Origin of the sequence: Anoxybacillus sp. ST4, from assembly GCF_019448545.1 — a bacterium.
In the GTDB taxonomy this organism is placed as follows: Bacteria; Bacillota; Bacilli; order Bacillales; family Anoxybacillaceae; genus Anoxybacillus; species Anoxybacillus pushchinoensis.
Map to the genome: position 1 here is coordinate 1 of NZ_JAHZOE010000026.1, position 23,815 is coordinate 23,815.

Annotated in this window: 25 protein-coding genes and 1 pseudogene; 15 read left to right on the forward strand and 11 right to left on the reverse strand. The window is 40.2% G+C overall.

Annotated elements, in window-relative coordinates; genetic code table 11:
* Positions 1-135 precede the first annotated feature (135 nt).
* The 5 genes from K1I44_RS12575 to K1I44_RS12595 all read left to right on the forward strand — a co-directional run bounded on the left by K1I44_RS12575 (position 136) and on the right by K1I44_RS12595 (position 7,236).
* The gene (locus K1I44_RS12575) at positions 136-1,053 is read left to right on the forward strand and encodes an aldo/keto reductase (protein WP_219986337.1); all 918 of its coding nucleotides are present in this window, start codon (positions 136-138) and stop codon (positions 1,051-1,053) included.
* A gap of 284 nt (positions 1,054-1,337) precedes the next feature.
* Complete coding sequence (locus K1I44_RS12580; protein ID WP_219986338.1) at positions 1,338-2,453, forward strand: NAD(P)/FAD-dependent oxidoreductase; 1,116 nt, start codon at positions 1,338-1,340, stop codon at positions 2,451-2,453.
* Positions 2,447-4,090, forward strand: coding sequence for a nucleoside recognition domain-containing protein (locus tag K1I44_RS12585; RefSeq protein WP_219986339.1), 1,644 nt, complete (start codon positions 2,447-2,449; stop codon positions 4,088-4,090). The genes K1I44_RS12580 and K1I44_RS12585 overlap by 7 nt, the downstream gene beginning before the upstream one ends.
* Positions 4,091-4,223: 133 nt before the next feature.
* Positions 4,224-5,912 (forward strand): formate--tetrahydrofolate ligase, encoded by a 1,689-nt coding sequence (locus K1I44_RS12590; protein WP_219986340.1) that lies wholly within the window; start codon positions 4,224-4,226, stop codon positions 5,910-5,912.
* Between the two features lie 133 nt (positions 5,913-6,045).
* Positions 6,046-7,236 carry an MFS transporter gene (locus K1I44_RS12595; protein WP_219986341.1) on the forward strand — a complete coding sequence of 397 codons (1,191 nt, stop codon included), beginning with the start codon at positions 6,046-6,048 and terminating at the stop codon, positions 7,234-7,236.
* A 157-nt stretch (positions 7,237-7,393) separates the two neighbouring features.
* On the opposite strand, the gene K1I44_RS12600 is transcribed toward K1I44_RS12595, so the two are convergent.
* The 3 genes from K1I44_RS12600 to K1I44_RS12610 are packed head-to-tail and all read right to left on the reverse strand — an operon-like array spanning position 7,394 to position 9,010.
* Positions 7,394-8,098, reverse strand: a complete 705-nt coding sequence (locus K1I44_RS12600; RefSeq protein WP_219986342.1) for a pirin family protein — start codon at positions 8,096-8,098, stop codon at positions 7,394-7,396.
* 16 nt (positions 8,099-8,114) lie between these two features.
* Positions 8,115-8,513, reverse strand: a complete 399-nt coding sequence (locus K1I44_RS12605; protein ID WP_003397438.1) for a DoxX family protein — start codon at positions 8,511-8,513, stop codon at positions 8,115-8,117.
* Between the two features lie 56 nt (positions 8,514-8,569).
* Positions 8,570-9,010, reverse strand: coding sequence for a MarR family winged helix-turn-helix transcriptional regulator (locus K1I44_RS12610; protein WP_003397437.1), 441 nt, complete (start codon positions 9,008-9,010; stop codon positions 8,570-8,572).
* Between the two features lie 179 nt (positions 9,011-9,189).
* On the opposite strand from K1I44_RS12610, the gene K1I44_RS12615 reads away from it, so the two are divergent.
* The 3 genes from K1I44_RS12615 to K1I44_RS12625 all read left to right on the forward strand — a co-directional run bounded on the left by K1I44_RS12615 (position 9,190) and on the right by K1I44_RS12625 (position 10,706).
* Positions 9,190-9,570, forward strand: coding sequence for a hypothetical protein (locus K1I44_RS12615; RefSeq protein WP_219986343.1), 381 nt, complete (start codon positions 9,190-9,192; stop codon positions 9,568-9,570).
* 75 nt (positions 9,571-9,645) lie between these two features.
* Positions 9,646-10,176 carry a helix-turn-helix domain-containing protein gene (locus K1I44_RS12620; protein ID WP_219986344.1) on the forward strand — a complete coding sequence of 177 codons (531 nt, stop codon included), beginning with the start codon at positions 9,646-9,648 and terminating at the stop codon, positions 10,174-10,176.
* Positions 10,177-10,187: 11 nt separating this feature from the next.
* The gene (locus K1I44_RS12625) at positions 10,188-10,706 is read left to right on the forward strand and encodes an IS630 family transposase (protein ID WP_219986354.1); all 519 of its coding nucleotides are present in this window, start codon (positions 10,188-10,190) and stop codon (positions 10,704-10,706) included.
* A 172-nt stretch (positions 10,707-10,878) separates the two neighbouring features.
* Here the strand turns inward: K1I44_RS12625 and K1I44_RS12630 are convergent, their stop codons facing one another.
* The 6 genes from K1I44_RS12630 to ric form a co-directional block, all read right to left on the reverse strand.
* Complete coding sequence (locus tag K1I44_RS12630) at positions 10,879-11,157, reverse strand: metal-sulfur cluster assembly factor (RefSeq protein ID WP_370628005.1); 279 nt, start codon at positions 11,155-11,157, stop codon at positions 10,879-10,881.
* A 35-nt stretch (positions 11,158-11,192) separates the two neighbouring features.
* The gene (locus K1I44_RS12635; RefSeq protein ID WP_219986345.1) at positions 11,193-12,446 is read right to left on the reverse strand and encodes a hypothetical protein; all 1,254 of its coding nucleotides are present in this window, start codon (positions 12,444-12,446) and stop codon (positions 11,193-11,195) included.
* The gene (locus K1I44_RS12640) at positions 12,443-12,652 is read right to left on the reverse strand and encodes a DUF2249 domain-containing protein (protein WP_003397432.1); all 210 of its coding nucleotides are present in this window, start codon (positions 12,650-12,652) and stop codon (positions 12,443-12,445) included. The genes K1I44_RS12635 and K1I44_RS12640 overlap by 4 nt, the downstream gene beginning before the upstream one ends.
* Complete coding sequence (locus K1I44_RS12645) at positions 12,649-12,888, reverse strand: DUF2249 domain-containing protein (RefSeq protein WP_219986346.1); 240 nt, start codon at positions 12,886-12,888, stop codon at positions 12,649-12,651. Before K1I44_RS12645 ends, K1I44_RS12640 begins: the two co-directional genes overlap by 4 nt.
* Positions 12,889-12,959: 71 nt before the next feature.
* The gene (locus K1I44_RS12650; RefSeq protein WP_003397430.1) at positions 12,960-13,655 is read right to left on the reverse strand and encodes a Crp/Fnr family transcriptional regulator; all 696 of its coding nucleotides are present in this window, start codon (positions 13,653-13,655) and stop codon (positions 12,960-12,962) included.
* Between the two features lie 664 nt (positions 13,656-14,319).
* A complete protein-coding gene (gene ric, locus K1I44_RS12655; protein ID WP_219986347.1) occupies positions 14,320-15,018 on the reverse strand; it encodes an iron-sulfur cluster repair di-iron protein in 699 nt (232 codons plus the stop codon).
* 209 nt (positions 15,019-15,227) lie between these two features.
* Here ric and K1I44_RS12660 point away from each other — a divergent pair, with 209 nt between their 5' ends.
* Together K1I44_RS12660 and K1I44_RS12665 are read left to right on the forward strand one after the other, a co-directional pair.
* Positions 15,228-16,235: a methyl-accepting chemotaxis protein gene (locus tag K1I44_RS12660; protein WP_003397427.1), complete on the forward strand. Its 1,008-nt coding sequence runs from the start codon at positions 15,228-15,230 to the stop codon at positions 16,233-16,235.
* Positions 16,236-16,480: 245 nt separating this feature from the next.
* On the forward strand, positions 16,481-17,068 hold the full coding sequence (locus K1I44_RS12665) for a cell wall hydrolase (RefSeq protein WP_003397426.1): 588 nt from the start codon (positions 16,481-16,483) through the stop codon (positions 17,066-17,068).
* A 65-nt stretch (positions 17,069-17,133) separates the two neighbouring features.
* Here the strand turns inward: K1I44_RS12665 and K1I44_RS12670 are convergent, their stop codons facing one another.
* Entirely contained in the window at positions 17,134-17,295 is a 162-nt protein-coding gene (locus K1I44_RS12670; protein ID WP_003397421.1) for a type II toxin-antitoxin system antitoxin, read from the reverse strand.
* A 13-nt stretch (positions 17,296-17,308) separates the two neighbouring features.
* Positions 17,309-18,155 (reverse strand): annotated as a pseudogene (locus K1I44_RS12675) (SPFH domain-containing protein).
* A 150-nt stretch (positions 18,156-18,305) separates the two neighbouring features.
* Between K1I44_RS12675 and K1I44_RS12680 the strand changes: the two are divergent.
* The 5 genes from K1I44_RS12680 to K1I44_RS12700 all read left to right on the forward strand — a co-directional run bounded on the left by K1I44_RS12680 (position 18,306) and on the right by K1I44_RS12700 (position 23,793).
* Positions 18,306-19,178, forward strand: a complete 873-nt coding sequence (locus K1I44_RS12680) for an ABC transporter ATP-binding protein (RefSeq protein WP_003397419.1) — start codon at positions 18,306-18,308, stop codon at positions 19,176-19,178.
* Between the two features lie 8 nt (positions 19,179-19,186).
* Complete coding sequence (locus K1I44_RS12685) at positions 19,187-19,984, forward strand: ABC transporter permease (RefSeq protein WP_255573420.1); 798 nt, start codon at positions 19,187-19,189, stop codon at positions 19,982-19,984.
* A 14-nt stretch (positions 19,985-19,998) separates the two neighbouring features.
* Positions 19,999-20,652, forward strand: coding sequence for a TetR/AcrR family transcriptional regulator (locus K1I44_RS12690; RefSeq protein WP_003397417.1), 654 nt, complete (start codon positions 19,999-20,001; stop codon positions 20,650-20,652).
* Between the two features lie 129 nt (positions 20,653-20,781).
* Positions 20,782-22,965 carry a malate synthase G gene (locus K1I44_RS12695; RefSeq protein WP_219986356.1) on the forward strand — a complete coding sequence of 728 codons (2,184 nt, stop codon included), beginning with the start codon at positions 20,782-20,784 and terminating at the stop codon, positions 22,963-22,965.
* Positions 22,966-23,022: 57 nt separating this feature from the next.
* A complete protein-coding gene (locus tag K1I44_RS12700) occupies positions 23,023-23,793 on the forward strand; it encodes an IclR family transcriptional regulator (protein ID WP_219986349.1) in 771 nt (256 codons plus the stop codon).
* Positions 23,794-23,815 lie beyond the last annotated feature (22 nt).

Sequence of the window (23,815 nt, forward strand, 5' to 3'; positions counted from 1 at the left end):
GCGCACCTACGGACTGTTAGATATCAACAAAAATGAAAAAGTATGTGATGAATTTTGTCGAAAAATATTTTTTTGGCACCCCTAAGATGCCAAGAAACCTTGATATATCAACATTTTTAGAGGGAGGATGGACAATTGAAACAAATGAACATTGGTAACTCTAGCCTAACAGCTTCAGAAATTGTGCTAGGATGCATGCGAATTTCGGAAATGTCTGTTTCTGAGCTATCGCGGTATATAGACGAAGCGATTGAAGCAGGAATTACGATGTTTGACCATGCAGATATTTATGGAAAAGGACGTTGTGAAGAGCTGTTCGGTGAAGTGCTTGCTTCCCGCCCGCATTTGCGCGAACGAATCCGCATTCAAAGCAAATGTTCGATTCGTGATGGCTATTATGACTTATCAAAAGAACATATTTTGACATCCGTTGATGGCATATTGAAGCGACTTCAAACCGATTATTTAGACATGTTGCTTTTACACCGGCCGGATACGCTGATGGAGCCAGAAGAAGTAGCAGAGGCGTTTGATCGCTTACATGCAAGTGGAAAAGTCCGTCATTTCGGAGTGAGCAACTTCAATAGTATGCAAATCGAGCTATTGCAAGCATATGTCAACCAGCCGATTATCGCGAACCAAATGCAGTTCAGTATGATGCATGCGAATTTGGTGACAAGCGGCATTCAAGCGAATACGTTATTTGACGGCGCGATTAACCGTGACGGACATATTTTAGAATATTGCCGTCTCAAACATATTACGATACAGGCGTGGTCCCCGTTCCAATACGGCTTTTTTGAAGGAGTGTTTATTGACAACGAGAAATTTCCGGAAGTTAATGAAGTACTCGGACGGCTAGCGGAGGAAAAAGGAGTAAGCAAGTCAGCCATTGCCGTCGCTTGGATTTTGCGTCATCCAGCGAACATGCAAGTGATCGTTGGCACAACAAACTCCGCTCGTTTAAAAGACATTTGCCAAGCAAGTCATGTGCAACTCTCTCGACAAGAGTGGTACGAGATTTATCGTGCGGCAGGTCATCGGTTGCCGTAATGACGAAAACACTTTTTTGGCAGTTGCCGAAAAAGTGTTTTTATTTTTTATTCGAAAAAGTAGTGATTACGTTAGAGGGAGTGTCAGTATGATAATATGGAGTACTCTTCTTGGCAGAAAAAATGCTCACCATCCTTTAACAGATAAAGGGAGAGGTTTGCTGATTTTTACAATTTGCTATATATAAAATTGTTGAGGGGGTGCAAATGATTATTATTGTCATAAAAAAATTGTTTATGTTATATTATAAATCGTAATAATTACTATTATCGAGAGGTGATACAATGAACCCGTTTTTTATTATTGTTGGAGCTGGTTCAGCAGGAATTGGAATGGGAATTTTATTAAAACAGTTAGGTATAGAGAATTTTGGAATATTAGAGCGTGATTGCATTGGATCCTCATTCCGACAATGGCCAAAAGAAATGCGTTTTATTACTCCTTCGTTCGTTGGTCAGGGCTTTGGAGCACTAGATTTGAATGCTGTATCTCCTACTACCTCGCCCGCGTACACATTACAAAAGGAAAGACTAAGTGGAGAAGACTATGCTTTGTATTTAGATTTGTTGGCGGAACACTTTGATTTACCGATTCGCGAAGGTGTAAATGTCGAGCATGTTTTTTTGAAAAATGGACGATTCCAGTTAGAAACAAATGAAGGAAAGTATGAGTGTGACGCGATCATTTGGGCAACTGGCGAATATCAATTTCCAAACACTAGACCATTTCCAGGCGCAGAGTATGCATTGCACAATCGCTATGTGGATAGTTGGGGAAAGTTCAAAAAAGGCTGCCATTACATCATTATAGGAGGATATGAAAGTGGAATTGATGCAGCTGTAAATCTTGTTTCACTTGGAAATGAGGTAACAGTTATTTCGAAACATCAATTATTTGCACAAAAAGAGGCAGATCCAAGCGTTTCATTAGCACCGTATACGTGGGAGCGTTTAAGGGAGGCTCAAAAAACAAAACGACTACATTTCATAGAGGGAGTAGAAGTCGAAAAAATAGAAAAACAAAAATCAACTTATACATTATTTCTCTCAAACAACAAACAACTTCATACGAAACAACAACCCGTTCTAGCTACAGGTTTTCGTTCAGGTGCAGAGCAAATTTATTCGTTGTTTGAGTGGGGGGAAAACGGAAAGCCGAAGTTAACTGTAAATGATGAATCGACATTAGTTAACAATTTGTTTTTGATTGGCCCTAGTGTTGCGCATGAAAAAGCGATCTTTTGTTTTATATACAAATTTAGGCAAAGATTTGCAGTGGTGGCAAAACAGCTTGTTGATCGATTTCAACTTCCACATGACGAGGAAGTGTTTAGATACTATGAAAAGAATCAAATGTATTTAACCGACTTGTCTTGTTGTGAGGTGAAATGTGAGTGCTAGTTAAAAGTGCAAGGCGGAAACGATTATTACTTATCGGTCTAGAGTCTGTAGGTAAAACGACATTGTTTTCCCGTTGGACGTCATTTGGTGTAGGAGAGGAGATAAATGTAAGAGGCTCAACGTACTTATTACGTACCCACCCACTTGTTCATGATAGTGGGTGGGAAATTGTTGATACGCCTGGTGTTCGTTTAGGCGATGAGCTTGGGGCGCATATGTTGAAAAAAGAAATTGAAAAAGCCAACCACGTTATGTTAGTTATACGTGGAACACATTTTCAAGCTGAACTTAAACAATTACTCCAGCTTGTTGAAGTTGAACGATCAAACGTTTCAATTGCAGTAACATTTGTAGATAAAATGAGCGGCATAGCAAAGCAACGTTTAAAAGAAATACAAGAAAAAGAGGGACTCCCTCTTATATTGACAAATGGAAGAAAAGAGAATACTCATACATTTCCATCTCTTTTTTATACGCAGCGATTAACACTAAAGCAAATCAAAGACCTTTTATCACTTTCGCTTCCGTCGCACGAGCCAATTTCGCTATTATTTGAAAGACCATTTGTTGGTCCCGTTTTATCGTGCATGACACTTTTATCTACTTTTATGTTACCAATATACTTCGCTTATTTAGTAGGAGGTTGGGGGGAAAAATGGGTCGATAAATCTCTTTTGTTTGTAAAAGAGTGGCTCCAATACGCTCCGCAATGGTTAGAAACTTTACTCATCGGAGATTATGGGCTTCTTTCCCTCGGAATGTACTCTTTCGTTTGGGCATTTCCAGTTGTTATTTTCTTAACGTTTGTCACGGCTATTATTGATGATACAGGTATAAAGGATCGAATCGTGGATTCCCTTCATACTTATTTAAGAAAGATCGGTTTACATGGTGAAGACTTGATCCCGGTATTTACTGGATTTGGATGTAATGTAGTTGCTGTTCAGCAAAGTAGACTATGTCATGCGTGTACGAGAAAATCGTGCATATCACTTATTTCTTTCGCTTCTGCCTGCAGCTACCAACTTGGGGCGACAATTTCTGTGTTTCATGTAGCTCAAAAACCGTACTTATTCTTCCCTTATATAGTCGTTTTATTTGTTGTTGGTGCTATTCATACAAGAATATGGAATGGGGTAGTAACAACTCCACATCACTATGTACGACGCACATTTCTACAATGGCCTACATGGACGTCTGTACTATATCAGGTAAAAAGAAACGTTGTGCAATTTGTAACTCAAGCGATGCCTGTCTTTCTTTTTATTTGCTTAGTTGCGACGATCATTAATATGTTTGGATGGATGAATGTATTGGGCCAGTTGTTCACGTCTTTTGCGCATATATTTCATTTACCGAAAGAAGTAGCACCAACTATTTTTTTCTCAATTATTCGTAAAGATGCGATTCTTTTATTGAATGAAGGAAACGGTGCTTTGCTTTCTACACTTACGACAACACAACTATTTTTATCTGTATATATGGCGTCTACCCTTACAGTTTGTGCAGTTACATTTTGGACGATTGCGAAAGAATTAGAATTGAAAGCAGCGATACGTTTAACAACTCGACAATTCATTACTGCTATATCATCTTCTTTTTTGATTTCTTTGTTACTTTATATCGACGTCTATTAGTTTCAAAAGAAATGTTATACGAATCATTCTTGGGGAATTTTTCTAGCGCTTCTGTTTAGTGAAGAGGGTGCCATATTTTCATGGTATCGTGCTAAAATAAGGGGGGATTATTTTCATACTGGGGGACTGAACGATGACAACGACGACGAAGATTAAAACAGACATTGAAATTGCCCAAGAAACAAAATTAAAGCGCATTCAAGACATTGCCAGTGAACTTGATTTGTCGGAAGAAGAGCTTGAACCGTATGGGCATTATAAAGCAAAAATTTCCCTTCATGCACTAAAGCGGCTAGCGACGAAACAAGATGGTAAAGTCATCTTAGTGACGTCGATTAATCCAACGCCAGCGGGAGAGGGAAAATCGACGGTCACTGTTGGGCTTGGTCAAGCATTACATAAAATGGGTAAAAAAGTGATAATTGCGATGCGGGAACCTTCCCTTGGTCCGACGATGGGAATAAAAGGCGGCGCGACAGGTGGAGGGTATTCACAAGTGTTGCCGATGGAAGACATTAATTTGCACTTTACAGGAGATTTGCATGCGATTACGACCGCGAATAACGCCTTAGCTGCGCTCATTGACAACCATATTCACCAAGGAAATGAATTACGAATCGATACGCGCCGCATCGTTTGGAAGCGAGCGGTTGACTTAAACGACCGTGCGCTACGTAAAGTCGTGGTCGGATTAGGCGGACCGACGCAAGGCGTGCCACGCGAGGACGGATTCGATATTACCGTCGCCTCTGAAATCATGGCGGTGTTTTGCTTAGCAACCGATTTGCAAGATTTAAAAAGACGTTTAGCAAAAATGGTTGTGGCATATAACGTGGATCGTCAACCTGTGACAGTAGCTGATCTTGGCGTCGAAGGAGCGCTCACACTTTTACTAAAAGATGCACTAAAGCCGAATTTAGTCCAAACAGTAGAACATGTCCCGGCACTTGTGCACGGCGGCCCGTTTGCCAATATTGCTCACGGATGCAATAGCGTTATCGCAACAAAAATGGCGCAAAAACTCGGAGACTATGTTGTGACAGAGGCGGGATTTGGTGCCGATTTAGGTGCCGAGAAATTTTTACATATCAAAGCGCGCATGGCAGAAATTGAACCGAAAGCTGTTGTCATCGTCGCAACGATTCGGGCGCTAAAAATGCACGGCGGGGTAGGGAAACAACAACTAGCAAGCGAAAATGTCGAAGCATTAAAAAAAGGACTAGCCAATTTAGAAAAACATATTGAAACGATTCAAGCGTTTGGCTTGCCGTTTGTTGTTGCGATTAACCGTTTCCTGACTGATACAGAAAAGGAAATTCAAGCATTAACGGCATTTTGTGAGGAAAAAGGATATCCTGTATCGTTAACGGAAGTGTGGGAAAAAGGCGGAGATGGCGGAATTGATTTAGCTCGCAAAGTATTGGAAGCGATCGAAAATACAAAAAGCACGTACACCCCGTTATACGAATTAGATGAACCGATTACGGATAAAATTCAAAAAATCGCGCGCAATGTTTATGGTGCAAGCGACGTTTCTTTTTCCGACAAGGCGAAAAAGCAAATCGAACAATTTACATCGTTTGGGTGGGACAAGCTCCCGATTTGCATGGCAAAGACGCAATATTCGCTTTCCGATGACCCAACAAAACTTGGCCGCCCGACCGATTTCACGATTACAGTGCGCGAATTAAAACCGTCGATCGGCGCTGGATTTCTCGTCGCCTTAACAGGGGATGTCATGACGATGCCAGGGTTGCCAAAACAACCAGCAGCACTTCAGATGGATGTCGACGAACATGGAAACGCACGCGGACTTTTTTAAATGATCAATCAGGAGAACAAGCGTCTTATCAGTAAGATAGGGCGCTTTTTTTATAAACAGGCAAAAAAATTGAAAGATTGACAGAAGGTATTATAATGTAAATATTCAATGTGTTTTCTAGGGAGAGAGGAAGATGCAAGCAAGTGTTGAACAACGCACAAATATGCAAACAGTCGTTTATCCGATTTTAATTGCCATTAGTATTGGTCATTTATTGAATGATGCCATGCAAGCTGTGGTGCCAGCGCTATTTCCGATTTTAGAATCATCCATGCGCTTATCTTATACACAAATCGGTTGGATTGCATTTACGCTGAATATGACTTCGTCTATCCTACAGCCGGTTGTCGGATTGTTTTCCGATCGGTATCCATCGCCGAGCTTTTTGCCGTTTGGTATGGGGGCAAGCTTGCTAGGGATGGTTGGATTAGCGTTTGCACCTAATTTTTCCTTCGTCTTATTGTCCGTTTTATTCATTGGATTTGGTTCAGCTATATTTCATCCAGAAGGTTCGCGCGTCGTTTATTTTGCCGCTCGGGCGAGAAGGGGGTTCGCTCAATCCATTTATCAACTTGGCGGAAATACAGGCAACGCTCTTGCACCATTGTTTACAGCGCTCATTTTTGTTCCATTTGGTCAAAAGGGAGCAGTTTGGTTTGTCATTGTTGCGGCGCTTGGGATGGTTGTTTTATTTTGGGTGTCGAAGTGGTATGCTGTTCAATTGCATCAAGTGAACGAACGCCGAAAGGAAACGATGGAAGAAAAGAAACAAATAAGTCAAAAGATTATATTTGCGCTTATTCTCCTAGTTCTTTTAGTATTTGCACGTTCGTGGTATTATGCAGGAATTTCGAATTACTATCAGTTTTACTTAATGAAGTATTACGGAATTTCTATTCGTCAAGCGCAACTTTATTTGTTTGTTTTTATGATCGCAGGGGCAATCGGGACAGTTTTTGGAGGTCCGCTTGCTGATCGATTCGGGAGACGAAATTTAATTTTTGCATCCACGCTTGGTACAGCGCCGTTTGCACTTATTTTGCCATATGTGCCACTTCATTTTGTTTTGCCAATTGTTTTTGTTACAGGCTTTATTTTATCGTCTAGTTTTGCTACGTTTGTCGTCTATGCACAAGAATTGCTTCCAGGAAACGTTGGGATGGCTTCGGGATTAATTGTTGGTCTTGCGTTTGGAATGGGGGCGCTTGGAGCGGTTGCACTTGGCAAAATTGCTGATGTGTATACGTTAAAAGCACTTATGGTCATGTGTAGTTTCCTTCCCTTATTTGGTGTCTTGACATTTTGGCTACCTAAGGAAACGTAAGTATCGCTTGTGGCTATACAGATGCCCGTTCAATAAGGCGAACGGGCATTTTTTCTTTTTGGGACTGTGTAAAATGGTCATGCATTCGCATGTTAAAGTAATGAAAAAGCATATAGACATCAATCCGGCTTGCCCGTTTTTCTAGGCAAGTTGGCAACTATGGTAAGTCGATAAGCATAAATTGGCTATCTGCTTTTGCGGTAATATGCAATATTGGCGTATTTGTTATACGGGCGGCGTCACGACGGTGTAATATCGTTTCGTCGTTTAACGTAATCTCCCCCTCGATAACAAACAAATATATTCGACGTCCTTCTTGTTGTTGGAATGTAACGTGCTGGTTATTTTCTAGATTAGATAAATACATCGTTATGTCTTGATGAATGTAGGCAACTTCATTTCCTGCCTGTGTTTTCGAAACAATAGGCAATAAACGGTTCTTCATTTTTTGAATATCGTATGAAACTTGTTCATATGACGGGGTAAGGCCGCGTGCTTCAGGTAGAAACCAAAGTTGTAGAAGATTGACTTCTTCTGTAGTAGATGGATTCATTTCTGAATGTACAATGCCTGTTCCGGCTGTCATCCGTTGTACTTCACCGAATGAAATGATGCGATGATTGCCGAGATTATCGCGATGTTCAAGTTGTCCTTTTAGAACGACTGTAACAATTTCCATTTCTTGATGAGGGTGCGCTCCAAAACCACGTTGTGGCGCGATGATATCATCATTAAATACACGTAATGGACCAAAGTGCATATTGTTTCGATCAAAGTATTCAGCGAATGAAAAACTAAAATAGCTTTGTAGCCAACCGTGGTTTGATTGAAACCGTTTATGTGCAGGATATACGTGAATCATGGAACAATCTCCTTTCTTACTTTATGAGTGCATCGAGTGAATAGTCGCCTGCACCGATGAGCGCGATACCGATCACAACAACAATCAAAATAAAGTTGTACTCAAAGCCATTTTGAGTGACCCAAAATCCGTTCGGAGCGTGCACTTTTACGATAGCGACGACCATTGTAGCAGCGATCAACAAAGCTGCAAATGGGGTGAACAGCCCGAGGGCAAACAACAATCCCCCAACGAACTCCGCTAGGCCAGCAATGAGTGCCATTGTCACTCCCGGTTTTAACCCAATGGACTCAAGCCACCCACCTGTTCCTTTTAAGCCGTATCCCCCGAACCATCCAAACAACTTTTGAGCCCCATGACCGACAAACGTTAAACCAACAGCGAGACGAATAAGTAAAATACCAATGTGCATCATGATGATCTCTCCTTTCATATATCTTGATTTCAAGATAAAAGTTGTGCGATAGGCCTTTAGAAAGGCGACAATGAAAGACCTATCTTTTTGAGCAAGTGAATAGCTAATTCTTTTTCCTCTGTAGATAAAGATCGGAAAATATCCGACATTTTTTGGGCGTGTTGCGGAAAAATGTGATCCATTAGTGCTTTTCCTTCGTCAGTAATAACAGCGTACGTAATGCGCCGATCTTTTTCGCAACGTTGCCGGACAATATATCCTTTTTCTTCGAGTTTGTCGATGACATATGTCATACTTCCACTAGTGAGTAAAATTTTGTCACCGATTTGTTGAATCGGTTGTGCTCCTTTATGATACAACAAGTCGAGAACACCGAACTCTGTTGGGTTTAGTCCGTAACGTTGGATGTCATGCTTAACATGTTCGGATACGGCTTTATGTGCCCTAGAAAGAACAACGAATAGTTTTAACGATAATGTTTGCTCGTTTTGATTCATACGCATCAACCTTTATCTTGACTTCAAGATAATTATAAACTTACGAAAAGTAAGTTGTCAACGATTAATATGTCATCATTTGTTCAAAAAATTCCATCGTCAAGTGATTTGTAGCACAACTTGAATTTTATGTAAGACATTATGATAGATGTGAAGGAAAAATGAAAAGAGGTGGGAAAATGAAACAGTCACTATTTATTTTTTTACTTAGTGCCGTTATAGGCTTGGCGGGAGGATATACATATTTCTATTTTGTTACGAAGGGAGAAATTGAAAAAACGATTTCTTTGTTTCATAAAAAATATGGGCGATATGAAACAGCCCAGAAAATGATTCGTACGTATGGAGAGAAAAAGTTCTGGGACGACTGTTTTCGCTACTATAAACTTCGCCTGCTTGCGAACGACGTTTATAATGACTTGAAAGATGCAGTAAAAAAAGTGAATCCTGGTGCCAGCGACAACGAAATTCGCTATCTAGCGAAAAAAAAATACGAGGAATTGTTCCTTTCCCAAATTAATTCGTTACACATTGAACTATATACATGCACTTTAAAGTGATAACTTCTGTATGAACACCTTTTTACATGGTTATACTGCTCCTAAATACTCATGTGTAAAAGGAGCGGAAAGGACATGAAACGTCTTAAAATTACAAATGATCACGGCTGGACGCCTCGAACACTTCGGAAACAAGAACGGAAAATCAAAGATGCTTCCCTTCGCGTTCGGGTGACTGCCGTTCGCCTCGTCATGGAGGGGCATCTGGGCAAAGATGTCGCCAAAATGATCAATCTGTGCCGTCAATCCGTTGCCATCTACGTTGCACGTTTTAATGAAGGAGGGCTCGATCATTTACTCGATCGTCGGTTGCCACCTGGTCGCGTGCCTTTTCTCACGGAAGAACAACAACAAGAGATCAGACAACTCGTGTTAACCACCACCCCTGTGGATGTCGGCTGGGGCATTTCTTCGTCATGGAACACTCGCATATTACAATCTTACATCCAACAAACTTATGGCGTTTCGATGTCACGGGAAGGCATCCGAAAGTTATTGCATCGTCTTCGTTTGTCATGGACACGCCCGACCTATAAGCTCGTCAAAGGCGATTCGGTGCTTCAAGCAGCCTTTGAAAAAGAACTCGAGTTTATAAAAAAAAACTAATCACGGACGAAATCGTTCTTCTTCATGTCGATGAGACGCATGTTCGCGCATATCAAGCGCTTCGTACGACATGGGCAGAAGTAGGCAATCAAAAACAAGTGCCAAGCTACGGTCATCACGCCCATGTTTCCATTTTTGGTGCAGTCGACGTGCAACAAGGGGACGTCGTGTTTCATCGTGCTTCGTCTGCCAATGCCGAGACGTTTCTAGACTTTTTACATCTGTTGAAAGAGAAATATGCGAATCGATTCATCGTGCTTGTGTTGGACAACGCGCGTATTCATTATGCCAAGATGGTGCGAGCATTCCTTGATAGTCAAGAAGGTGCTACTTTTCACTTTATCTTTTTGCCACCGTATTCCCCACAGTTAAACCCTATTGAACGGCTATGGAAGTGGCTAAAAGATGAAGTCATTGCCAACGTCTTGCATAGAGATCAAAAAGACATCGCCCAGTCGATTACTCGGTTTGAACAATACGTCTTACAGCACCCAGATGAGGTGTTACGCCGCATCGGGTGTGCTGCGTGAATCAGAGGTTAAAATGTCAATTTGGATGTATATATATATATATTTCAAAAGGGGCTGTCCAATAAATAGTATTTAATTCCGAAATCGAAAAAAGCCCCAAAAGAATGCTGTAGCATCGACATTCTTTGGGGTTTATTTTTATTGAATTTTTAACTTAAATAATTTTTTATACTTATAGGAAGCCTAATTGTTTTAACGCTCCTTCACTCATTCGAGCTGGCGTCCATGGCGGATTCCATGTAATTTGCACATCGACATCTTTTATTCCTTTGAGATGCGTAAGCGCTCGTTTGACACCACCAACGATGGAATCGTGTAGCGGGCATCCAGGGGTGGTAAGTGTCATAACAATTGACACAATCCCATCATTTACTCGCAAATCATAAATTAGCCCTAAATCAACAACATTAATGCCTAACTCTGGATCGTATACGGTACGAAGTTGCTCCATGACTATCTCTTTTAATTCCAATTGCTTCTCCTCCCTTATTTCCACAATACGGAGATGATTGTTCCCGCCAACAAAAGAGAGAATGCAATCATTCCGCTTTGCGCGATATAAAATAACGGCAAGTTAGAAATAACAAGCGCTAGGATGACACCGATAAGACTAACGAGAAATAACCCGAAGGAAAAAACGATCCATTTTTCATTTATCATTTGTTTTAACGTCGGCACGTTTTCCTTGCCAATTTTTTTGCTGTAACGGTGTGTCCACCATAAAAATGGGACGATTTTGTATAAATAACCGATAATGCTTAAAATAATCCATCCAAAAAGATAACCATATATCATCACACCGAAGCTGGCTGTATTTCCTACTACCGCGAAAAGAAAAGCGATTGCGTGTAGACAGAGTGCGATAGCAATTGCGAATAGTGCAAATAAAAACGGACGATCTAATTTTTTCTTTACCCGCTTTCGCAAAATCGTGGTGATATGGTAGCTAAATAATGAGAACCCAAGAAACAACAACCCCATTCCACCGGCGAAAAGAGTAGAATGGTTCGTTAGAAAGCTGAAAAAGGTAATGGCGAGCCCCCAAACGTAAATAGTATACACATAGCGCGCAAGCGTCATCGAAAACCCATGCGCCAATGAGAACATTGGAACCATTTTGTAAGAGAAACCGATAATAAGTAGAGTAAACCACCCAGTAAGTCCGAATAACAGATGTGTTTTCAACATAAGCAAATGGTCTGCTATCTCGCTACCGCTAAAAAAATGAAACGAAAGCGCCATTCCTAAAACAACCGTCGCTAGCAAGCAAAAAAGTGCTGTACTGACGAACAGAGTCATCATATTTTTTATGGGTTGTTTTTTAAGTGTCATTACCATTTGAAGAAAAAAAAGAACAAAACCGAGCGTAAGCAATAGACCAGCGAAAAACACAAACTTCATTTTCCAAAGGAAACTAATCGAAAGAGCTAGAACGCCAAGTGTAGTAATAAAAAATTGCACGAAACCTAACGTTTCATTCCAGATCGGCGTTAGGAATACGACTGGAACGAGTTGGTACATCGCGCCCATCGCGACCATTAACGCCCAGCCTAGCACCGCTAGATGGATAGCCCCCCATACGGCTGGGATGCGGAACGCTCCTTGGACGAGCGATGTGCCTGAAAAAAGCAAAATCGCTTCTGAAGCGATGAACGCAACAACGCCAAATAAAATAAAACAAAACGGCAGACGAATATTTGTTTCATACGTTCGTTGTGTTGAAGGAAACATCGTCGTCATCCCTTCGTGATCGTAATTTCAAAGCTCCCATCCTCGCGCTCTTTCGTTTCATAGAGATAGCCAAGTTCGTCAAGTTGTTCGTATAAAAACATCGGGCGGCGGTCATTAATAATCGTTAACGTTTCTCCTTTAGGAAGCGTTTCTAGTGCCGCGAGCGTTCGCATCATCGGTTGTGGAGGTTCTAATCCACGATTATCTAAGATCATTGTCCTAACCCCCGTTTGACAAACGTCACTTTCCAATGTTTTTTGTCTAGCTGTTCCGACTCGTACGTAAACCCTTTTGCTTTCATGACAGCAAAAAGCGGAACAGGCTTAAACGTTGCATGTAAAATGAACGTATCGCCTGTCTCAAGTCCCTGAACAGCATCCATAATCTTTTGGAATGGTTCTAATTTTTTCTGCAAATCATCACGAACATCTAACTCCACGATTTTTCCCATCACGCCCACCCTTTCATCTTCTTTTCATTTTCTATGATAGTCATTTTCATTCACGAACGTTGTGATCTTGATCACAGGTTATAAAAGATCTCTTTTTCCAACTTTTCTGCATCAATTAAATAGTAGCCATTGTCATCAAGATCGATAAACCCCTTACGTTTCAAGTGGCTGAGCGTACGACTCATTGTTTCGCGCGATGTTCCAATCATATTGGCGAGTTCACGGTTGGTAAAATGTGTCGTTAAGCGATGATGGCGCCCTTGCAAGACCGCGTTTGTTCTCGAGAGCCGCAAGAGAAGCAAAATAATTTGTTCGTACGTATTATGGAGAATTTGTTCTTCTAAGCGATTTTGCAAGTCGATAATTTTTTCACCCATAACGCGGAATAATTTTATACATAGTTCTGGATAGGAAATAAGCGTCTGTTCAAAGTCAGCTATGGGAATGGAGATGAGTGTTGCTTCTTCCATCACTTCCGCATGAGCTGGATAGCTCCCTCGACGGAAAAAACCAGCGTGAGGGAACATCTCGCCCGTTTGTAAAATTGATACAATTTGCTCTTTTCCGCTTGCGTCTGTTTTATAAATTTTGATCGTCCCGGATTGAATAAAAAAAACTCGCTCTAGTGGATCGGCTTGCATAAAGACAAATGTCCGTGGTTTATAGATGCGCACTTGAGAAATCTTAACGATTGCTTCAAGTTCTTGATCAGATAATTCCCGAAAAAGCACGACATTTTTCAGCCTCGTTTTAATCCAATCACCCATCATATCGTCCGCTCCTTATAGAATTTCTAAGCAAGATTTTACGTTGTTTTCTATTGAAAAGCTGTGACAAGAATCATAACCTTTTGTGAATATGTGATAAAAATCATAACAAATGTTTGCGATACCCCACATAACATCTGTTTTTTAAGCGCTACAATTAGGAACGAAATGAACGAAAAAGGGCAGTATAAAAATGTGATAAAATTTATGATTTTTTTCCGGAATTCTGTATGATGAGGAGAACAGCAACGCCTAGAATTATTGTAGGTGGGATTGCCTCTTTGCGTTTTGATTGGATTGTTAGCCGATCCTTTTCGCAAAAAAAGGTATTAATTGTAAGAATGTTATTAACGACAGTTCTACCTCTTTGAGGCTGGTGATTGTTGAAGGGTAGTTTACCGCAAATTTATGAACACGGTTCATATGTTGGTATAGTTTTTATTTTTTCGTATATGGCCGTTTATGCGACTTGTGTATGTGTGAAATATTCCACTTTATTACTTGAATAGATGATATGTTGTATATTGTGGAATGGGGGAGAGAAAAACTATGGATGAGGTGCCCAAAGAGTATTTGGACACCCTATTTTATTTTTCATGATTATACACGCGTTATTATCAATTAATAAACAAATTTTCCAGACGATTTATCGTGTCCTTAAATATTATTCGGTAAGAATGCGTGGAAATAAAATATTATTTTCTAAATGAATGTGGGTAAACAAGTCATCTTCTAGTGCTTCGAGTCGATTATACACTAGACGATATGTTCCACAAGCATCGACAGGGGGGGTAAAGTCATTTGTGATCTCTCGTATGTTCTTTATCATATCCCCGGCATGTTCATGCTCAGCCATAAGCTCTTCGATTGCTCGTATCATCATTTGTCTATTTTCTTCTGTTGGATGTTTTTCAAATTGTATAATAAGTGGAAATACATCTTTTTCTTCTTTCATTAGGTGTTGTTCTAACTCGATTTTTAACTCATGGAACAGCTGGTGCACCTGAATTAGGTGCGGCTGTGTTGGGCCGTGAACACGCGCAACTTTTGTTACATAAGGGGTAAGCTTTGGTAGTTCTTCTAACAAAAATTGATGGTGCGTTTGAATAATATGCTCAATTAATTCTGTATGCGGAACATCAAGCCAGTTTTTTTCTACCTTTTCAAGTGACTTTTCATACATGGATTGGAGTTGTTGTAAAATAACATCTACCTCCAATTGTTTTTCAGTAAGTACGTCACACAAGGGGCGATTTCCACCACAACAAAAATCAATTTTATATGTCTTAAACAGATCACTTGCTTTTGGGAACAAAGCAACGATTTCACCAACAGTTGATTGTGCTGTAAATATCTTTTCCATGTTTTTTACCCTCCATCTCGAATTTTGCTTTTACAATGTAAGCATAACTGCTTTTAATTTATGAAGTTGTGATGTGCATCACACATTCGAGAAGATTTTGAACAATTCATGCCAGTTGTTTTTTGTAAAGAACGAATGTGATAGACGTCACAACTGTTTTGGACAATTTCCACTACAATAACAATTAGGAAATATGAGGAGGGAAAAGAATGAGATTATTGCAACGAATAAATGATATAAGACAGCTAGAAGAAGAAAAAAAGCAGTTAGAAGAGGAGTTAAAGGAAGTAAAACATAGGTTAAGAAAGCGGGAAGAGGCTTTTCAACGGTTCATTCAATATCTATATGACGAAATTTTAGCGACCATGCAACAACATGAGTTAGTTAATGGTCAACATAATGTACTAGAGAATCTTGTTGAAGAAATTAAAGGTAAATTTAATAGTGTGAATCAATTAAGTAAAGATTCTAGCAAAATTTCCGAAACATTGCTTGATAAAGGAACAGAATTGACAGCTTCAGCGATGGAAATGGTGCAATGTTCAGAGGAAGGGCTACAAATGGTTAATGAAGTAGAAAAGTTAATGCATCGCCTTGGTGATGAAATGGATGTAACATCGAATAAAATGGAAGGGCTAAACATAAGGTCAAAAGAGATAGAGGAAATAGTACAAGTTATCAAGGAGATTGCGAATCAAACGAATTTATTAGCACTAAATGCCTCTATTGAAGCAGCGAGGGCAGGTGAACATGGGAGGGGGTTCTCTGTTGTTGCTGCTGAAGTGCGTAAGTTGGCAGAAAGCACGGCGAAAAGCACAGAATCGATTACCATGTTAACACAGGTGGTTCAGCATGAAATCAAGCAATCGTTGCATCAAACTGAAACGATATCCGCTTTGATTCAATCTGCAATGAAACGGAGCGATCAAGCGTCGGAAAAATTAACAAATATTTTATTGATCATCCATGGAGTACAAAAACATATTGAGGATGTTTTACATGAGATACGAACACAACATAAATACTCGAAAGACGTCATGAAAAAGATTGAACAGTCAACATCTCTCTTTGTTGATGCAAGAAATATGATTATAAAACACATTGAAGATGCCCGTCTTGTAGACGAAAAACTGCAAAAAGGAATAGAACAATTACATAAATGGAAAGAAACGGTTTATTACCGCGACATGTACTTGACAAATGATTCGCGCTTCTGAACAAGAATGTGAGAGTATCATTGATTTGCTGATTGTTTCTCACAAACGTCAGTAGAGTGTGTTGTAAAAAATCAAGTACAACTTTTGGTGAAGGGCTAAAGAAGTTTAATAAATGAATAAATTTCCATATGCCGTCCCGATCGTTGCATACCATAGTATTTTGAGATTTTTCCATAAATTAGATAATGATAGATTGCTAAATCCCTGCTAGTCTTATAAGCGAGCAACGGACTAGGAGGGATAATATGAGGAAATTGCTAGCACTTGCTTCTGTCTTTGTAGCAGCTTTTTGTTTTTCAACAACTGAAGTAGCTGCACAAACGACAGTTCATTATGTAAAACAAGGGGAAACGTTTTGGACGATTGCAAAAAGTTACAATGTTTCATTGCTAGAGCTTCAACGAATCAATCAAAAACAATCCGATATTTTATTCGTTGGTGAAGCGTTGCGTATTCCGCAACCTATTTCTCAAGCCGATAAAGATTTGTTAGCTCGCCTCGTTCATGCGGAAGCAAAAGGAGAGCCGTTTGCAGGAAAGGTGGCGGTTGCTACAGTCGTGTTGAATCGTGTCGACCATCCGAATTTTCCAAATACAATTCGCCAAGTCATTTATGAGCGTTCAGGGGGATATTATGCGTTCACTCCTGTACAAAACGGCGAGATTAACAAACCAGCGGATCGAGAAGCATATCGAGCGGTTGAAGAAGCCATTGCTTTTCGCGGTTTAGGAAGTGGTTCATTGTACTTTTACAATCCAAAGACGGCGAAAAGCGAATGGATCCGCTCGCGCCAAGTGACAGTTGTGATTGGAAACCATGTATTTGCGAAATAGTATTTCTCCATGCGTAGAGGTATGATGACGGAAAAAGGTGTCCCGAAAGCTTTTGGGACACCTTTCTATTTTTTATTTTCTTTCAAACGTCCTTCGCGCTTTGCTGCTTCACGCAGTAGAAATTCGATATGAGCATTCACGCTTCGAAATTCATCTTGTGCCCAACGTTCGATGATTTCATACAATTTTGGATCGATTCGTAGCGGAAAGTTTTTTTTCTTTGTCATTTCGTATTCACCGTTAGTATAACGTTCCGGCGTTGATGACTGGTTGGGCTCCACGATCAGAAATAATTGCCACCATCAAATTGTTAACCATATTTGCTTTCCTTTCCTCATCTAACTGCAAATGGGCTTCTTGATCTAGCTGTTCAATCGCCATTTTTGCCATTGAAACTGCTCCCTCAACAATTTTTTTTCGTGCTGCTAGGATGGCCGTAGCTTGCTGACGTTGTAACATGGCGCTTGCAATTTCTGTAGAGTACGCTAAGTGTGTTAAACGTGCTTCAACGACTTCAACACCAGCTACATTTAGACGTTCTTGTAATTCTTTTGCTAATACTTCTGAGACGACGTCGGCGTTTCCACGTAGCGAGATGTTTTCGTTTTCAAATGTGTCATACGGATATTTTGTTGCGACGTGACGAATGGCTGTCTCACTCTGAATTTCGACAAATTGCTCGTAGTTATCTACATCAAATATGGCTTTCGCTGAATCAATCACTTTAAAAACGACGACCGCTGCAATTTCAATTGGATTCCCTTCAACGTCATTCACTTTTAATTTGGCGCTGTTGAAGTTGCGAACACGTAATGAAACGGTTTTGCGAACGCTAAGTGGAATAGTCAAAAATAAACCGCTATCACGAATAGTACCGACATACTTTCCGAAAAAGATGACGACTTTTGCTTGATTAGGTTGCACCATAGTCATGCCTGTCATTAAATAAGAAGGCGAAAAAAGCAAGGAAAAGTGGAAGGATAAGTTCCATCTCCATAAAAAAACGCCACATAGCACCTGCAAGTAATGTGATGATAAGAAACAAAGCGAAAAAACCATTCATATACCAAGCTTTCATTTCTTTCATATTTCTTCCTCCTAACATCATAAAGATATTTTAATGATATCACTTTTTGAATTATATGTAAATATCTCTTTATTGACTATTGAGTCAAACTGTTGTATTATGGAATTGACTTATCGGTCAATAAAGTATAACGCCAAGGGGGGCGAAACGATGGGCATTGTTGATGTCAAACAGCTAACAAAAAGGTATAAAAACAATCGAGGAATTGAAGGGGTAACATTCTCTATTAAGGAAGGGGAAATTTTTGGGTTTATCGGACCGAACGGAGCAGGAAAAAGTACGACGATTCGTACGTTACTAAACTTTATTTATCCGACGAGCGGCAGTGCGACGATTTTCGGAAAAGATATTGTAAAAGATGCGAAAGAAATCCGCCGTCATGTTGGCTACTTACCTTCTGAAGTGCATTATTATGATGATATGAAAGTGATCGACTTATTGCTTTATTCGGCATCATTTTATAACGTGACGGATCGACGATTGAAACAGCTGGCTGAGCGTCTTGATTTAGACGTTCATAAAAAAATTGAAGATTTATCATTTGGAAATCGAAAAAAAGTGGGGATCGTTCAAGCGTTGTTGCACGAACCGAAACTGCTTATTTTAGATGAGCCAACAGGTGGATTAGATCCGCTTATGCAGCATACGTTTTTTGAGCTTCTTTTAGAAGAACGGAAAAAAGGTGTAACGATTTTCTTCTCCTCGCACATTTTATCAGAAGTGCAAAAGCTTTGTGATCGTGTAGCGATTATTAAAGAAGGCAAGCTTATTCAAGTGGAGACGATCGAACACTTAACGAAAAACCAGCTGAAACACGTGACGATCGTGCTCGAGGAAGGACAATATGCGACATTTGATTTAGAGGGAGTTGTAAAAAAAGAAGTCAGCGGTAATGAAGTGATGATGTTATACAGAGGGGATATGAACGAACTAATAGCCGAGTTGCACAATTTACGCATTAAAGATGTGTCGATGAGCGAACCGTCTCTTGAAGATGTGTTTATGCACTATTACGAAAAGTGAGGGGATAGATGATGTTTAAACGGGAATGGAAACGAAACGCAAAATCTTTAGTTATTTGGACTGTTGTGCTTAGCGGACTTATACTGTTGACGCTAAGTATTTTCCCACAGTTCGCGGAGCAACAAAAAGAAGTAACGAAGCTGCTTCAATCGTTGCCACCAGCCATGATTAAAGCATTTGGAATGGATCAATTGAGCATTGGTGATTTGACAGGGTATTACGGTGTGCGTGTGTATGCGATGACGACGTTGCTTGGCAGTGTTTACGCAGCTATGTTAGCCGCAAATATTGTCGCGAAAGAGGAAAACGATAAAACGATTGAATTTTTACTTGCTAAACCAGTCACAAGAAGTGAGGTTTTGACAAGTAAAGGACTTGTTGTCGTTGTAAATATTATTATCATAAATACGGTTTCCTTCCTTGTTAGTTTAGTCGGCTTCCAGATCGCTAAAGAATATGACGTTTCGTTAAAAGCTATTTATTTACTGACAGTAGCAACGATATTTCTTCACGTTACGTTCGCGGCTGTGGCATTTTTGTTATCAGCGATGATGCGTAAAACGAGAAATGCGTCATCGTTTGCCCTTGGGCTTGTTTTCGTCACTTATTTTATGAGCATGATGTCAAGCATTTCTGAAGATTTATCTTTTTTGAAATACTTTAGCCCGTTTAAATATGTTGATGCAGCACCGATCATTTATGAGTTGCAACTCGATGTACTATACGTTAGTTTAATGATAGCGATCATTAGTGTAAGCATCGTTTTAGCATACATTATTTACAAAAAGAAAGATATTGTGGCATAGGTTAGGTGATTCGGTTGTACGAAGCGTTTGAAAGGCAACAAGAAGACAAAAAAAAGCTTATTATCCGTACGGCTATCGAAGAATTTGTGCAAAACGGGTATGAACATGCGTCAACAGACGTCATTACAAGCCGCGCCGGGATATCGAAAGGATTGCTTTTTCATTATTTCAAAAGCAAAAAAAATTTATATTTATATGTCGTATATTATGCGCGGGAGTTGTTGACTGAGAAGGTTATGGAAGCCGTTAATGAAATACGGTGTGATGATTTTTTTGAGCGAATGAAACAAATTGTGCTTATCAAACAACGAGTATTTATGCAACATCCAAACGAAGCGCAACTTGTCATGGATGCGGTGACAAAACCGCCAAAAGCGGTGCAAAAAGAAATAGAGCAACTGCTTGCGAAACATAACGAAACGTATGGCGAAGAGTTTTTACTGCAACATGTCTTTTTAAAACAGTTGCTGCAAAATGGACCATTACGTGAACATATATGTGTCGATACAGTCGTCCGCATGACGATGATGATCGTTGATCAAATATCGAATAAATACTTGCAATTATATCGAAGCCATTCATTTGACCTTGTTCAACAAGGGAATATGCTGATCAATGAGCTTGAAGATTATATGAATATCATCAAATATGGGGTGTATCGTTCATAAGGCGGGGGAAACCCCGCTTTTTGAATTGTCAGAAAATGATTGAAAATATGTTGCCTATTATGGTATCATTTTCTTAGAAATTTATGAAACATTGTTTCATAATACGCAACAAAAGGAAGGGGAATGATGATGGGGGAATATGTGAAAATAGGTCGTCTACAGGTAGCTGATATTTTTTATGATTTTATGACAAATGAAGTGTTGCCGAATAGTGGGATAGATACAAATAAGTTTTGGGGCGATTTTGAACAGCTTATCGTCGAATTAACGCCGAAAAATAAAGCGTTGCTTGCGAAGCGCGATGAATTACAAGAAAAGATCAATGAATGGCATAAGCAACATCGTGGACGGTTTGATTTTGAACAATATAAATCATTTTTACAAGAAATCGGTTACCTAGAGCCGGAAGTCGAAGATTTTGAAATTACGACAGAACGCGTCGATGATGAAATTGCTAAACAAGCAGGTCCACAGCTCGTTGTTCCGATTACAAACGCGCGTTATGCGCTAAATGCAGCTAATGCCCGATGGGGAAGTTTGTATGACGCTTTATATGGTACAGATGTGATTAGTGAAGAAGATGGGGCTGAGCGTGGAAAAGGATACAATCCGATACGTGGGGAAAAGGTCATCGCTTACGTTCGTGCCTTTCTAGATGAAGCAGTACCACTCCGCGGATATTCGCACAAAGATGCCGTTCAATACGCCGTTGTAAACGGTGTGCTAACTGTGACAACGAGAGATGGACAAACAACAACGTTGCGAGATGGGCAAAAATTTGTTGGGTATCAAGGTTCACCAGAGCAACCGTCTGCGATTTTATTGAAAAACAACGGTCTACATATTGAAATACAAATTGATCGTACTCACCCGATTGGACAGACGGATGCAGCAGGTATTAAGGACGTTTATTTAGAAGCCGCGTTAACAACAATTATGGATTGCGAAGATTCTGTTGCGGCAGTCGATGCGGAAGATAAAGTACTTGTATATCGCAACTTACTCGGTTTAGTTCGTGGTGACTTAACAGCGAGCTTTACAAAAGGAAACAAAACCGTTACACGCGAGCTAAATCCAGATCGTGTATATACAACACCAAGTGGCGAGACGCTCACATTGCCAGGACGGTCGCTTATGTTTGTGCGCAACGTTGGGCACTTAATGACGAACAATACGATTTTATTTGAAAATGGAGAAGAAGTGTACGAAGGTATTTTAGATGCGGTCGTAACGACTTTAATTATGAAACATTCGCTTCTCGGCAATGGGAAGTATGTTAATTCGAGAAAAGGTTCGATCTACATTGTAAAGCCGAAAATGCACGGTTCAGAAGAAGTAGCATTCGCAGATGAATTGTTTGATCGTGTGGAAGATATGCTCGGCCTTGAACGGAATACAATTAAAATTGGTGTAATGGACGAAGAACGACGGACAACATTGAATTTGAAAAATTGTATTTATCGAGTAAGGGATCGAATCATCTTCATTAACACAGGCTTTTTAGATCGTACAGGCGACGAAATTCACACATCAATGGAAGCAGGACCGATGATTCGAAAAAATGAAATGAAATCGTCCGTATGGTTACAAAGTTATGAAAAATCGAACGTAGCGATTGGATTACTAACTGGTTTTCAAGGTCGTGCCCAAATTGGTAAAGGAATGTGGGCGATGCCTGATATGATGGCGGAAATGTTGAAGCAAAAAATTGCTCATCCGCAAGCTGGGGCAAATACAGCTTGGGTTCCGTCACCTACAGCGGCGACGTTACATGCGCTTCATTATCATCAAGTAGATGTGTTTACGGTGCAAGACGAGTTGAAAAAACGTGTCAAAAACTATTGTGACGATATTTTACAAATTCCTGTCGCTAGCAACCCACAATGGACGCCTGAGGAAATTCAACAAGAGTTAGATAATAATGCACAAGGTATTCTTGGTTACGTCGTTCGTTGGATCGACCAAGGGATTGGATGTTCAAAAGTACCCGATATTCATAACATTGGTTTAATGGAAGACCGTGCAACGCTTCGTATTTCGAGCCAACATATTGCCAACTGGTTACATCATGGTATTTGTACGAAAGAGCAAGTACTTGAAACGTTGAAGCGAATGGCGAAAGTTGTCGATGAACAAAATGCGGACGATCCAGCTTATCGACCGATGTCGGTTGATTATGACAACTCAGTTGCCTTCCAAGCAGCGTGCGACCTCGTTTTTAAAGGGTACGAACAGCCAAACGGCTATACGGAGCCGATTTTACATCGTCGTCGTTTAGAAGCGAAGGCAAAGTATGCACATGTGAAACAATGATAATACAGAGGGCATTCGATGCGAATGCCCTTATTACGTGCTAAAGGTGGGAGCATCATGGAAAAAGATTCATTTGTCAAGTCAGTTAGTAGGGCATTAAAAATTATGGATATTTTAAGCAACTATCGTCATGGAATTGGTGTAACGGAAATTGCTAAACAAATCGGTATTCATAAAAGTTCCGTTCATCGGTTACTATCGACACTTGCTGAACACGGATACGTTGAACAAGATGGAGAAACAGAGCGATACAAGCTCGGTTATAAGCTGTTGGAAATGAGCTCGAAGTTGTTAGAATCGATCGATTTACGAAAAGAAGCAAAACCGTATTTACGCGAGCTTGAACAAATAACGAACGAAGTTGTTCACCTTGTCGTGTACGATCAAGGGGAGGTCATTTACATTGAAAAGTTAGACGGGAATGAAACATTACGCATGCATTCAAAAGTCGGAAAGCGAGCACCGATGCATTGCACAGCCGTCGGTAAGGCGATTTTAGCACATTTGCCCAAGCATGTTGTAATGGACATTTTAAAAAGAAAAGGATTACCGCCACATACTGATTATACGATTACAGATCAACGTATGTTTCTCCGCGAGTTAGAGCGTGTTTGTGAAGCCGGTTATGCGCTTGATTTAGAGGAAAACGAGTACGGTATTCGTTGTATAGCTGTGCCTATTTTTGATCACACAAAGCAAGTTGTTGCAGCGGTCAGTGTGTCTGGGCCGACGATTCGTATGACGGATGAACGACTAGAACAACTTCACATACAAATGAAAGCGATTGGCAAACAAATTTCTGAGCGGCTTGGGTATATTGATAAATGATGTATACGTGCGGTCTCCAACC